9 protein-coding genes are annotated in these 12,831 nt (G+C 70.9%); 3 read left to right on the top strand and 6 right to left on the bottom strand.

Annotated features, from left to right (window positions below):
• Positions 1-155: 155 nt before the first annotated feature.
• The 4 genes from OG440_RS34915 to OG440_RS34930 form a co-directional block, all read right to left on the bottom strand.
• Complete coding sequence (locus OG440_RS34915) at positions 156-545, bottom strand: STAS domain-containing protein (protein WP_406010749.1); 390 nt, start codon at positions 543-545, stop codon at positions 156-158.
• Positions 546-771: 226 nt separating this feature from the next.
• On the bottom strand, positions 772-3,165 hold the full coding sequence (locus tag OG440_RS34920) for a SpoIIE family protein phosphatase (RefSeq protein ID WP_406011544.1): 2,394 nt from the start codon (positions 3,163-3,165) through the stop codon (positions 772-774).
• Positions 3,166-3,274: 109 nt separating this feature from the next.
• The gene (locus tag OG440_RS34925; RefSeq protein WP_406010750.1) at positions 3,275-7,552 is read right to left on the bottom strand and encodes a HAMP domain-containing protein; all 4,278 of its coding nucleotides are present in this window, start codon (positions 7,550-7,552) and stop codon (positions 3,275-3,277) included.
• 303 nt (positions 7,553-7,855) lie between these two features.
• Complete coding sequence (locus OG440_RS34930) at positions 7,856-8,650, bottom strand: RNA polymerase sigma factor SigF (RefSeq protein ID WP_406011545.1); 795 nt, start codon at positions 8,648-8,650, stop codon at positions 7,856-7,858.
• Positions 8,651-8,947: 297 nt separating this feature from the next.
• On the opposite strand from OG440_RS34930, the gene OG440_RS34935 reads away from it, so the two are divergent.
• Together OG440_RS34935 and OG440_RS34940 are read left to right on the top strand one after the other, a co-directional pair.
• Positions 8,948-9,319, top strand: a complete 372-nt coding sequence (locus OG440_RS34935; RefSeq protein ID WP_406010751.1) for a PRC-barrel domain containing protein — start codon at positions 8,948-8,950, stop codon at positions 9,317-9,319.
• On the top strand, positions 9,316-9,774 hold the full coding sequence (locus tag OG440_RS34940) for an ATP-binding protein (protein ID WP_406010752.1): 459 nt from the start codon (positions 9,316-9,318) through the stop codon (positions 9,772-9,774). The genes OG440_RS34935 and OG440_RS34940 overlap by 4 nt, the downstream gene beginning before the upstream one ends.
• A gap of 57 nt (positions 9,775-9,831) precedes the next feature.
• Here OG440_RS34940 and OG440_RS34945 read toward each other — a convergent pair whose 3' ends face one another.
• Both OG440_RS34945 and OG440_RS34950 read right to left on the bottom strand, forming a co-directional pair.
• Positions 9,832-10,278: an ATP-binding protein gene (locus tag OG440_RS34945; RefSeq protein ID WP_406010753.1), complete on the bottom strand. Its 447-nt coding sequence runs from the start codon at positions 10,276-10,278 to the stop codon at positions 9,832-9,834.
• Positions 10,279-10,474: 196 nt separating this feature from the next.
• Positions 10,475-12,379 carry an AMP-dependent synthetase/ligase gene (locus OG440_RS34950; protein WP_406010754.1) on the bottom strand — a complete coding sequence of 635 codons (1,905 nt, stop codon included), beginning with the start codon at positions 12,377-12,379 and terminating at the stop codon, positions 10,475-10,477.
• Positions 12,380-12,577: 198 nt separating this feature from the next.
• Here OG440_RS34950 and OG440_RS34955 point away from each other — a divergent pair, with 198 nt between their 5' ends.
• Complete coding sequence (locus OG440_RS34955) at positions 12,578-12,811, top strand: DUF6480 family protein (RefSeq protein ID WP_406010755.1); 234 nt, start codon at positions 12,578-12,580, stop codon at positions 12,809-12,811.
• Positions 12,812-12,831 lie beyond the last annotated feature (20 nt).

Consider the following 12,831-nt stretch of genomic DNA (forward strand, 5'->3'; position numbering starts at 1 on the left):
TTCGCCCACCGGCACATCCGTCTTCCCTCTCGCATCACTGTCCCGCTCACTTTGTTGCCTTATGTACACAGTTGTCAAATGACAAGTATTGGACGGAAGTCGGCCGTCTCCGCTCGGTTTCCCGAGGTCCTCCGGACGGCCGGGACGGCCGCCGGTCAGTCTTGCGAGCCCTCCGCGAGCTGTTGCCGGTCGACGAGCTCCAGAGCCTCGTCCACCTTCTCGGATATGGGCACGGTCAGGCTGACCCCGGTGAGGTCCAGGACCCGGCGCACGGCCGGCGTGGGAGCGATCACGTGCACGCTCCCCGGCAGACCCCGGGCCTCCTGGTACACGCGCAGGATGATGTTCATGCCGGACGAGTCCATGAACGGGACCGCCGAGAGGTCCAGGAGGAAATGCCGTCGGCCGTGGTGCAGCTGATTGGCCAGATGGGCCTGTAGATCGGTCGCGGTGTCGAGGTCGAGATGGCCTTCGACCGTGACCAGCGCGACGTCCTCGCGAGGGAGGGTGACCTCGACGGACAAGGGGTTCTGGGCGATGGACACACGTACCTCCGAAAGCTGACGGTCGGGAGCGTCTACCCCGGTGGGCGACTTCGATGCGCGGCTACCGAGGGCGAGCACGTGCGGGAAGCCGCACGGGACGTTCGTCATGTTCCGCGTGTCCCGCCCTTCCGCCCGCTGACCCCGACCTGGTGTCGCGCACAGGCGGATACCCCCGAATCCCCGCACCATGCGTACCCGGTCCGAGTCCGCCGAGGGACCGGACGGCCTAGCGCAGCCGGATGCCGACGATGCACGTGTCGTCGTCCGTGTCCGACCTGCTGTACGTGAGCAGCCGGTCCAGCTGCTGGTCCAGCGTCGGCGGCACCGTGCGGGCCTGCACCAGCAACTGGGTCAGCGATTCCTCCACCGACCGGTCGCGTCGCTCGATCAGGCCGTCCGTGTACATCAGCAGTGTGTCGTCGGCCGCGAGCTGGACCTCCTCCTCCTCGTACACCGTCTCCGGCACGGCGCCCAGCAGCATGCCCCTGAGCAGGGGCAGCGGCGCCGCCTGGGAGTCCCGCACCAGCACCGGCGGCAGATGCCCCGCCCTCGCCCAGCGCAGGGTGTGCCGGGAGGGGTCGTACAGGCCGCACACGGCGGTGGCCGTGATCGAACCCGTCAGGTGATGGGCGACGATGTTGAGCCAGGACAGCAGCTGGCCCGGCCCCGCCCCCGTCACCGCGAGACCGCGCAGCGCGTTGCGCAGTACCACCATGCTGGTCGCCGCCTCGATGCCGTGCCCGGCCACGTCGCCCACGCACAGCATCACCAGCCGGGAGGGCAGCATGACGGCGTCGTACCAGTCGCCGCCCACCAGGTGCTCCTCCTCGGCCGGCCGGTAACGGACCGCCACCTGGAGCCCGGGGGCCTCCAGCGGCGCCCGGGTGGGCGGCATGATGGCGTGCTGGAGCTGGAGGGCCAGCCGGCTGCGCTCGCTGGCGTGCTGCTCGCTCTGCGCGAGCTGGTCGCGGGTGGCGGCGAGCGCCACCTCCGTCCAGTGCTGCGAGGAGATGTCCTGGTAGGCGCCGCGCACGGCGACCAGCCGTTCGTCGGTGTCGAGCACCGGCTCGGCGACGATCCGCATGTGCCGGGTCACCCCGTCCGGCCGCTGGAGCCGGAAGGCGGCGGACGCCGGACGGCGGCGGTGCAGCAGCGTGCGCAGCAGCCGGCCGACGACGACCGCGTCGTCGGGATGGGTGTGCGCCGCCAGGTCCTCCAGCGGCACCGGCGGGCTCGACTCGGGCCGCCCGTACAGGGTGAACAGCTGGCCGTTCCAGGTGGTCTCGCCGGTGAGCAGGTCCTCCTCGAAGCCGCCGATGCGGCCGAGTCGCTGGGCGTTCTGCAACAGGCTGGCCAGGCGCGCCGCCTCGTCCTCGATCCGCCAGATCAGCAGCACGCAGTCGCCGTGCCGGCTGATGCTGAGGTCCGCGACCGCCGCCAGCGGCACCTCGCCGACCAGCGCGGTCAGACTCATCCGGCGCGCCCGGAACGGCTCGCCGGTGGCGTGCACGCGCTCGATCCGCTGGAACAGGTCACCGCCGCCGCCGGCGGCCATCGGATAGGCCTCGAGCAGCAGGGCCCCGTTGACCACGGCGCGGGGCCGGCCCGCCGGGTCGAGGAAGCGGTCGTTGACGTGCTGGATACGGAAGTCCACCAGCTTTCCGCCCGCGTCGACGTGCGGTACCAGGACCAGGGCCGGGTCGTGCAGCCCGTCCGTCAGGTCCATCAGCTCAGCCGTGTCCGGCAGCACCAGGGGCCCGTGGTCGGGGCCCCGGACATGCGAGTAGGCCTGGAGCGTGTGCGCGCACAGGTCCGCCAGGGCCTCCACCTGGCGCACCACCTGGGGCGGCTGCCGTTCCAGCGGGGCCGGCCAGGCGATCTCCAGGACGCCGTCCACACGGCCGGCGCTGCCCGCGGGCACGGCCGCCCGGCCGCCGTCCGGGTGCGACTGGCGGCCGATGGTGGGCAGCCCGGTCAGGGCCAGCGACTCGATCCACTGCGTCGCCCCCTCGGTGAGGCCGCAGCGCGCCACCGTGGCCACGTCCGGCGGTACGTACCGCCAGCGCTCGGCCTCGCCGGGGGAGAAGCCCGCGCTGCCGGCGAGGGTCAGCGAACCGTCGGAGCCCGCCGCCCAGATCGCCACGGCGACCGCGCCCAGCGGGCCCAGCGCGTGCTGGAGCAGGGCGTCGGCGACGGCCTGGGTGTCGTGCGCCGCCGCCAGCGCCCCGCTCTCGGCGGCCCGCAGCCGTACGGCCGCCGACTGCGCCGCCGGATCGTCCGGCCTGTCGACGGACGCCAGGAAGGCCTGCGTCACCTCGGACACCCGGTCCTTGGCCGCCTGGTTGATGACGTCCACCGCGAACTCCAGCGGACTCAGACCGGACTGCCCGGCCAGCGCGGACAGCTGCTGGGCCGCCTCGCTCGGGCCGCAGCCCAGGCGCTCCACCAGGATGCCCTTGGCGAGTTCGACCAGGGCCCGCCCGTCGGCCTCCGCCTGCGCCTTGATGACCTCGCGGCGCAGCCGGTCCACGGTGGCGGCCAGTCGGCCCACGGGGGAGGGCGCGGCGGCGGCGCCCTCCGGCAGGTTCACACCCTCCTCGGGGCCGGTCTGTTCCGCCATCGGTACGGGCAGGGACCGGCCCTCGCCGGGTTTGGTGGGCTGTGCGGGAATGCTCACGGTGTGCGGACTCCTCGGCTGGGACGCCTGGTGGCTCGGGCGGCGGACGTCCTCAGACGGTCAGCCAGCGTCGGACGCAGGACATGAGGTCATGGGTGTCGACGGGCTTGGTGACGTAGTCGCTGGCGCCCGAGTCGAGGCTCTTCTCCCGGTCCCCCGGCATGGCCTTCGCGGTCACCGCCACGATGGGCAGATCGGCGTACTCGGACATGCGCCGGATCTCGGCCGTGGCCGTGTATCCGTCCATCTCCGGCATCATCACGTCCATCAGCACCAGCGCGATGTCCGGGTTGTTGCGCAGCGTGTCGATCCCCTCGCGCCCGTTCTCCGCGTGCAGGACGCGGATGCCGTGCAGTTCCAGGATCCCGCTGAGCGCGAACAGGTTGCGCGCGTCGTCGTCGACGACCAGGACCGTCCGGCCCACGACCGCGTCGTCCGGGAGGTGCGGCGCCACGTGCTGCGCCTCGTCCGCACGGACCAGCGCGAGGACGTCCCCCGGCTGCTCGGCGGAGAGATGCAGGGTGATGCGCTCGCGCAGCTCGTCCAGGCTGGACAGGAACTCCATCGGCTTGCCGGCCGCCCGGGACTGGAGGCTCTCCTCCTGGGCGAGGTCCGCCCGGTGTCCGCTGTGCACCAGCACCGGAACGCCCGTCAGCACCGAGTCGTCGTGCAGGGCCTCCAGGAACCGGGAGGCCTCCGCGTCGGGCATGCCCAGTTCCAGGACGACGCAGTGGCAGGGTTCGGCGGCCAGCGCGCCGGCGGCCTCGTGTGCACCGACGGCGGTGACGATGTCGACCGGCGCCGCCGACGTGCCGTCCTCCCGGCCGCGAGCCATGTCCGCCACGACGCTCTCGGCGACCAGGGTCAGCAGACCGCGGGGCCGCTCCTCCACCACCAGCAGCCGACGCGGACGCCGTGCGGCCGTGCCGGCGGCCGGGGGCGTGCCGGGGGAGCCGACGGGGAGCGCCGCGGGCGGCCCGGCGAGGGCGCGTTCCACCGGCCGGCCGCCCTCGAGGACCTCCTGGAAGTCGCGCCGCGCGACCGGCAGGTAGAGCGTGAAGGTGCTGCCACGGCCCGGTGTGCTGTCCACCGTGACCGCGCCGCCGAGCAGATGCGCGATCTCCCGCGTGATGGACAGCCCCAGACCCGTACCGCCGTACTTGCGGCTGGTCGTGCCGTCCGCCTGCTGGAAGGCGCCGAAGATGGTCTCCAGCTGCTGCTCCGGAATGCCGATGCCGGTGTCCTTCACCCGGAACGCCACCACGGTGCTGCCGCGCACCACGCCGCTCGGCACCTCCTCGTCGGAGGCCGGCTCGATGCGCAGCTCGACACTGCCCCGCTCGGTGAACTTCACCGCGTTGGACAGCAGGTTGCGCAGAACCTGGCGCAGCCGGGAGTCGTCGGTGAGCAGGTCGGCCGGGGCGCCGGTGGCCGTGGTCACCGTGAACTCCAGGCTCTTCTGCGTCGTCATGGGCCGGAAGGTCGCCTCGACGTACTCGATGAGCTGGCGCAGCGACACCTGCTCCGGCGAGACGTCCATCTTGCCCGCCTCGACCTTCGACAGATCCAGGATGTCGTTGATCAGCTGGAGCAGGTCCGAGCCGGCCGAGTGGATGATGCCCGCGTACTCGACCTGCTTCGGCGTGAGGTTGCGCGAAGGGTTCTGGGCCAGCAACTGGGCCAGGATGAGCAGGCTGTTGAGCGGGGTGCGCAGCTCGTGGCTCATGTTCGCCAGGAACTCCGACTTGTACTTCGAGGCCAGGGACAGCTGCTGCGCCCGCGCCTCCAGCTCCTGCCGGGCCTGCTCGATCTGGAGGTTCTTCGCCTCGATGTCCCGGTTCTGCGCGACCAGCAGGGAGGCCTTCTCCTCCAGCTCCGCGTTGGAGTGCTGGAGTTCCTCCTGCTGGGACTGCAACTCGGCGGACCTGGCCTGGAGTTCGGCGGTCAGCCGCTGGGACTCGTCGAGCAGCTCGTCGGTGCGGGCGTTCGCCACGATGGTGTTGACGTTCACGCCGATGGTCACCCTCAGCTGTTCCAGGAAGTCCCGGTGGATCTGGGTGAACGCGCCGACCGACGCCAGTTCGATGACGCCGAGCACCTGCCCCTCGAAGACGATGGGCAGCAGGACCAGGGCGCTGGGCTCCACCTGGCCGAGGCCCGAGGAGATGGTGACGTAACCGGCCGGCAGCTCGTCGACGATGATCGTCCGGCGGCTGCGCGCGGCCTGGCCGACCAGCGAGCGGCCGAACGGGATACGGGTGGGACGCTCGTCGTCGGCGGGGTAGCCGTAGGCGCCCACGAGCCGCAGCTCCGGTCCGTGCTCGCCGTCCTCGGCGAGGTGGAAGGCACCGAACTGGGCCGACACCAGCGGCACCAGCTCGTCCATGATCAGTTCGGCGACGACGGGCAGGTCGCGGTGGCCCTGCATGAGGCCGGAGATCCGCGCCAGGTTGGTCTTGAGCCAGTCCTGCTCCTGGTTGGCCCGGGTGGTCTCGCGCAGGGACTCCACCATCGAGTTGATGTTGTCCTTGAGCTCGGCGACCTCGCCGGAGGCGACCACGGTGATCGACCGGGTCAGATCGCCCTCCGCGACGGCGCTCGTGACCCCTGCGATCGCGCGCACCTGCCGGGTCAGGTTCCCGGCCAGCTCGTTGACGTTCTCCGTGAGGCGCTTCCAGGTGCCCGAGACGCCCTCCACCTCGGCCTGGCCGCCGAGGCGTCCTTCGGTGCCGACCTCGCGGGCGACGCGGGTGACCTCGTCGGCGAAGGCGGAGAGCTGGTCGACCATCGTGTTGATGGTCGTCTTGAGCTCGAGGATCTCGCCCCGGGCGTCCACGTCGATCTTCTTCGACAGGTCGCCGCGGGCCACCGCCGTGGTCACCAGCGCGATGTTGCGGACCTGGCCGGTGAGGTTGTTGGCCATCGAGTTGACGTTGTCGGTGAGGTCCTTCCAGGTGCCGGCCACGTTCGGCACCTGCGCCTGGCCGCCGAGGCGTCCCTCGGTGCCGACCTCGCGGGCGACGCGGGTGACCTCGTCGGCGAACGCGGACAGCGTGTCCACCATCGTGTTGATGACGTCCGCCAGCGCGGCGACCTCGCCCTTGGCCTCGACGGTGATCTTCTGCGAGAGGTCGCCGCGGGCCACGGCGGTGGCGACCTGCGCGATGGAGCGCACCTGTCCCGTCAGGTTCGACGCCATGACGTTGACGTTGTCGGTGAGGTCCTTCCAGGTGCCCGACACCCCGCGGACGGTGGCCTGCCCGCCCAGATTGCCCGCCGTGCCGACCTCGCGGGCGACGCGGGTGACCTCGTCGGCGAAGGCGGACAGCTGGTCGACCATCGTGTTGATGGTGTTCTTGAGTTCGAGGATCTCGCCGCGGGCGTCGACGGTGATCTTCTGGGAGAGGTCGCCCTTGGCCACCGCGGTCGCCACCTGGGCGACGTTGCGGACCTGGTTGGTGAGGTTTCCGGCCATGAAGTTGACCGAATCGGTGAGGTCCCGCCAGGTGCCCTTGACACCCTTGACGTCGGCCTGGCCGCCGAGGCGTCCTTCGGTGCCGACCTCGCGGGCGACGCGGGTGACCTCGTCGGCGAACGCGGAGAGCTGGTCGACCATCGTGTTGATGGTGTTCTTGAGTTCGAGGATCTCGCCGCGGGCGTCGACGGTGATCTTCTGGGAGAGGTCGCCCTTGGCCACCGCCGTCGTCACCTGGGCGACGTTGCGGACCTGGTTGGTGAGGTTTCCGGCCATGAAGTTGACCGAATCGGTGAGGTCCCGCCACACCCCGGCGACCCCGGGCACCTGTGCCTGGCCGCCGAGGCGCCCTTCGGTGCCGACCTCGCGGGCGACGCGGGTGACCTCGTCGGCGAACGCGGACAGCTGGTCGACCATCGTGTTGACGGTCTCCTTCAGCTGAAGGATCTCGCCGCGGGCCGGAACGTCGATCTTCTGGGAGAGGTCGCCCTTGGCCACCGCGGTCGCCACCTGGGCGATGTCCCGCACCTGGGTCGTCAGGTTGCCCGCCATGGCGTTGACGGAGTCCGTGAGGTCGGCCCAGGTCCCGGAGACGCCCGGCACCTCCGCCTGACCCCCCAGGGTGCCCTCGGTGCCCACCTCCCGGGCCACCCGGGTCACCTCGGAGGTGAAGACGGACAGCTGGTCGACCATGCCGTTGAAGACGTTGGCGATGTCACCCAGCAGACCGTCGCCGTCGGTGGGCAACCGGGTGCCGAAGTCCCCGTCCCGTACGGCCGTCAGACCGGCCAGGAGCTGCCTGAGCTCGTGGTCGCCGGGAACCGTGTCCAAGGACTCGGTCGCGTTGCTGGTCATGCCTACCCTCGTTCCACTCCCCAGGAGCCCCCGGACGGGGACTCGGAACCGGGCCGCCCGGGTGGACGGCCCCGCATGTCGTGCGTGGATTTCCGCAGTTCACGGATGTGCGCGATGAGAGAAATCCGCCGCAGGCTAACCCACCGGGGCGCGGTGCAACAAAGCCTCACGTCACTTCGCACACACAGGAACTCCAGAAGCCGGGCACCGTGCATACACGAGCGGAAGCGGGGTACACGAACAGCTTTGCCCGGGGCGGCGAGAAGCCGTCCCGGGCGATGTCACCACCGGATGATTTCGGGGTCAGGCGACCTCGGTTCCCAGCAGACCGGTCCGCAGCCGCTGCACCATGCGGCTGATCAGTCGTGACACATGCATCTGCGAGATACCGAGCTCCCGGCCGATCTCCGCCTGCGTCCGCTCCTCGACGAACCGCATGTGGATGATCCGTCGTTCCCGGTCGTCGAGCTCGGCGATCAGCGGCGCCAGTGAGTGGAAGTCCTCCACCAGTTCCAGCGCCGGCTCCTCGGCACCGAGGAAGTCGGCGAGCACGGACTCGCCGTCCGCGCCGCCGTCGGAGGTCAGGGCCGCGTCGAGGGAGGCGGAGGTGTAGCCGTTGGACGCCTTGCGCGCCTCGATGACCTCCTCCTCCGACAGCGACATCAGCTGCGACAGCTCCCGCGTCGTGGGCATGCGGCCCAGGCGCGTCTGCAACTCCTCCGTCGCCTTGGCCAGTTCGACCCGCGCCTCCTGGAGTCTGCGCGGCACGTGCACGGCCCAGCTCGTGTCCCGGAAGAAGCGCTTGATCTCGCCGACGATGTACGGAATGGCGAACGAGGTGAACTCGACCTCGCGGGTCAGCTCGAACCGGTCGATGGCCTTGATCAGCCCGATCGTGCCGACCTGGACGATGTCCTCCATGGAGTCGCCCCGGCCGCGGAAGCGGGAGGCCGCGTAGCGCACCAGGGAGAGGTTCATCTCGATCAGGGTGTTGCGCACGTACTGGTACTCGTGGGTGCCCTCCTCCACGACGGCCAGCCGGTCGAAGAAGCGGCGCGAGAGTTCGCGCGCGTCCTTCGGGCTCACCTGGGTGGGCATCTCGATGAGCGGAACCCCACCCTGCGAGCTCTCCGTGCCCGCCCGCACTGCCGTGGCCGTCGTTGCCTGTGCCGTCACGGCATTCATGCCGCTCACTCCGTTCGTCGAACCGATGGATGACGAAGGGCGTCTGCCCCGGGTTCCGCATCCCATGCCGGGCAATCCGCAAGAAGTTTTCCGACGGCTCTTCCCCGGGTGTCGAAACCCGCCTCCTTCGGTCCGGAAGGGACGGACACGCTTCGAATGTGTCCGCCACGGGCGGGTAATGGCAGCTGTGAAGCGCGAGAAGGGAGCAGTGTGACCATCGACGGAATCTGGTCGTACACGCCGGAGAGCGGACACGCCGAAGGAGAGGACCTGACCGACTACGCCGTCACGACGGCCGACGGCACCCTCGGCCATGTGGAACGCGAGGCCGACCCCCACGGAATGCGGCATCTGGTCGTCGACACGGGCGTGTGGCTGTTCGGCAGGAGCGCCGTCGTCCCGGTGGGCGTCGTGACGGCCGTCGACCACGCGGAGCGCAAGGTGTCGCTGGCCTGCACCGGGGACGAGGTCAAGGACGCGCCCCGCTTCCGCACCGACAGCGAGACGACGGACCCGGCCTACCTCACCGCCGTCGGTGACCACTATCGCCGGCCGACCCCTCGGGGGACGCCATCGGTATGAGGGAGGAAGGACTCGCGCCCGCGCGCCCGGGACCCCTCCGGGAGGCGCCGCAGACCTCGGTCACGACCGCCGCGGCGGCCCGGGCCCACGCCCGCGCCGTGGTGGACGCCCGGTGGGGCGGCTCGGCCCGGCCGGCGTGCGAGGAGGACGTCATCGACCTGCTGCTGGTCGTCTCGGAGCTGGTGGCCAACGCCCTCCGGCACGGGGGAGGACTGGCCGGGTTCGAGATGACACCGGTACGGGACGGGGTCCGGCTGGCCGTGCGCGACTACAGCGACATGGTGTCCGCCCCGATGGCCGGACCGGGCTCCGGTCCGGCGGGCCGGCGGGTGGGGGGCTACGGCTGGCCGCTCGTCGTCCGTCTGGCCCGGGACATCGCCATCGACAGGGAGAGCGGCGGCGGGAAGACGATCAGGGTGTTCGTGCCGATCCGGACCGTCGGCCGCCCGGCCTGACGGGCCTGGCGAGTCGGTCGGGCCGGGCGGGATCCTCCGGCCCCTGCGCGCCGCGGGTCACCACGGCAGGAAGACGTGCACGTCCTTCCCCTTGCCCTGCCCCGCCTCGTTCGGTACCACGCTGACCTGACTGCACAGCGTGTGCACCAGATACCAGCCGATACCGCCGCCCCCGCTGTCGGGGTGGAACGGCCGGGGGGACGGAAGGACGCTGCTGCTGTCGTGCAGCGTCACGTGCACACCGTCGAAGGTCGGGCGCAGGCGCAGTTCGAAGGGGCCGGGCGCGTACTGGACGGCGTTGGCGGACAGCTCCGTCACGATCAGCACGATGTCGTGCCAGCACTCCGGTGCCGTGGGCGGCACGGTGCGGGCCAGCTCATGGAGGAACTCCTCCGTGGCCAGCCGTGCACCCGTCACGTCCTGGGGTTCGCCCGCGAAGCGGGTCGTGCGGCTGGGAATCGCCCAGGAGGACAGTGCGTCGTTTCCACGCGGCTCGGTTGCCATGTCGTCAGTGCGGCCCCTTGAGTCTCCGGGACCGTCGTCCTTTCTCGTACGGCTCTCTGGCGTCGCCCCTACAGGGTTCCCGAGGGCTGCCAGGCTACGCGTCCGTCATCCGACGGCATATGGCTCCGGCGGAACTCGTTGCACAACCCCCGCAACCACGCCGGCTCCGGCCGGCGCCGTCCACCGGCCGACGGGCTCACCGGAACACGTCGTCGGCGTCGTCCCAGCCCAGCACCTCCTCCGGCGCGCTCTGCCGGGGCAGCCGCGCCCGCGCCTGGTACATGGCCTCGATCTCCGCCGCGTAGTGCGTGACGATCGAGTCGCGGCGCAGCTTCATCGAGGGCGTCAGCAGGCCGTTGGTCTGGTCGAACGGCTGCGGCAGGATGCGGAACGCACGGATCGACTCCGAACGGGACACCGTGCTGTTGGCGGCGGCCACCGCCCGCCCGATCTCCTCCCGCAGGGCGTTCTCCTCGCGGGCGTCCCGGCTCTGGGTGTCGCCGTGCAGCATCAGGTTCCCGCGCCAGTGCGCCAGGAAGTCCGGGTCCAGGGTGATCAGCGCGCCCACGCAGGGCCGGTTGTCACCCACGACCACGGCCTGATGAACGAGCGGATGGATCCGCAGTCGCTGCTCCAGCGAGGCCGGCGCCACACTCTTGCCGCTGCTGGTGATGATGACGTCCTTCTTGCGCCCGGTGATCGTGAGGTACCCGTCGGAGTCCAGGAACCCCAGGTCGCCGGTGGCCAGCCAGCCACCCCACAGCGCGGTCCGGGTCGCGGCCTCGTCGTTGACATAGCCCTGGAACACCGACGGGCCGCGCACCAGGATCTCCCCGTCGTCCGCCACCCGGATGTCCATGCCCGGCAGTGCCTGCCCGACGGTGCCCGACTTCTCCCGGCCGAGCGGCTGCATCGTGACCCCGCCGCTGGTCTCGGTGAGGCCGTAGCCGTCGTGCACATAGATGCCGATGCCCTCGTAGAAGAGGGAGAGGTCGCGGTGGAGCGGGGAACCGCCCGAGGTGGCGCGGTGGACCCGGCCGCCGAGCGCCGCCCGGAGTCTGCGGTACACCGTGCGTTCGAACAGGGCGTGCTGGAGCCGCAGGTCGAAACCGGGCCCCGTGCCCCGGCCCAGCCGCTGCCGCTCGACGGCGGCCGCGAAGTCCCGGGCCGTCTCCGCCGCCCGCTCGAAGAGAGCGCCACGGCCGGCCTCCTGGGCCGCCCGCAGGAAGTTCTTGTAGATCTTCTCGAAGACCGACGGCACGGCGTGCAGATACGTCGGGCGGAAGGTGCGCAGCGACTCCGCGAGCGCCTCCGCGCTCAGATCGGGTTCGTGGGCCATCAGGATGCCGCCGCGCAGACACAGGCCCTGGATCATCAGCCCGTACACGTGGGAGAACGGCAGGAAGGCGAGCACGCTCGGCTGCCGGCCGGCGGGCGCGGCCGTGTGCCCCCAGCCGGCCAGCAGGGTGTCGCAGGGGCTGGCCAGGCTGCGGTGGCTCAGCGCACAGCCCAGCGGCCGGCCCGAGGTCCCGGAGGTGTAGGCGATCACCGCGGTGGAGTCGGGCAGCACGATCCGGCGCAGCGAGTCCACCGTGGTGAGCGGCACCAACTCGCCGCGCCGCGTGAGCTGTTCGAACGCACCGGCGTCCAACTGCCAGACATTGCGCAGGGAACGCAGGGCCGCGCACACCGATCCCACGGTCATGACGCTCTGTTCGTCCTCGACGACGACACCCACGCAGTTGGAGTCCCGCAGGATCCACTCGACCTGCTCGCGCGAGGACGTCGGATAGACGGGGACGACCTCGGCGCCGATCGTCCACAGCGCGTGGCAGAGGACCGTCCACTCGTACCGGGTACGCGCCATGATCGCGACGCGGTGGCCGGGTGAGATCCCGGACGCCACGAACCCCTTCGCCAGGTCGATCACCTCGTCCCGCAGCTCGACGGCCGTCACCTCCTCCCACTCCGTGGAGGCGCCGTCCGGACGGCGCGCGAGCACGGGAAGGGTGGGAGTGCGGGCGGCTGTCTCGAAGACGGTGTCGGCGAGCCCCCCGGTCAGGGGCGTGACGGCTGGGGGAGCGAGGGCGAAGTCGCGCATGCGCTGCTCCTGAGGTGTACGGACTGTGACTCCGCCGACGGTGACTGTTATCGACGGTGGTCGAATCTAGCCCAGGAGGGACCGGTTGTGGCCTGGAACGAATAAGTAATCCGCGTTGATGATCTCGGCCCCCCGGCTTCCGGCACTTCCGGCGCCCCACGACCGGTGAAGTCGGTGCTCCGGGGGGACTCGGCGAACATGGACCACATCAATCCCGACCCCGAACCCGAACGCACCACCGGACTGGAACCGGGCGGCGGCGTCCCCCCGGGCGAGACCCCGCCCGCGGAGAGCAGCATGCCCGGCGCCGGCCCTCGGGAGACGCACAACCCGACCAAGGGCTGGGCCAAGGGCCCGCTCACCCTGATCATCGTCCTCGTCGTCCTGTTCGCCGCGTTCTTCCTGGCGTACGCCATCGTCCTGATGCTCTGATCCGGAAACCGGAACCGGAA

It is taken from the genome of Streptomyces sp. NBC_00637 (assembly GCF_045161545.1).
In the GTDB taxonomy this organism is placed as follows: Bacteria; Actinomycetota; Actinomycetes; order Streptomycetales; family Streptomycetaceae; genus Streptomyces.

Bases quoted from the DNA above. Each gene is read 5' to 3' on its own strand.
- OG440_RS34920 (WP_406011544.1), bottom strand. From the start codon at position 3,165: ATGGCGGAACAGACCGGCCCCGAGGAGGGTGTGAACCTGCCGGAGGGC.
- OG440_RS34925 (WP_406010750.1), bottom strand. From the start codon at position 7,552: ATGACCAGCAACGCGACCGAGTCCTTGGACACGGTTCCCGGCGACCAC.
- OG440_RS34930 (WP_406011545.1), bottom strand. From the start codon at position 8,650: ATGCCCACCCAGGTGAGCCCGAAGGACGCGCGCGAACTCTCGCGCCGC.
- OG440_RS34940 (WP_406010752.1), top strand. From the start codon at position 9,316: ATGAGGGAGGAAGGACTCGCGCCCGCGCGCCCGGGACCCCTCCGGGAG.
- OG440_RS34945 (WP_406010753.1), bottom strand. From the start codon at position 10,278: ATGGCAACCGAGCCGCGTGGAAACGACGCACTGTCCTCCTGGGCGATT.
- OG440_RS34950 (WP_406010754.1), bottom strand. From the start codon at position 12,379: ATGCGCGACTTCGCCCTCGCTCCCCCAGCCGTCACGCCCCTGACCGGG.
- OG440_RS34955 (WP_406010755.1), top strand. From the start codon at position 12,578: ATGGACCACATCAATCCCGACCCCGAACCCGAACGCACCACCGGACTG.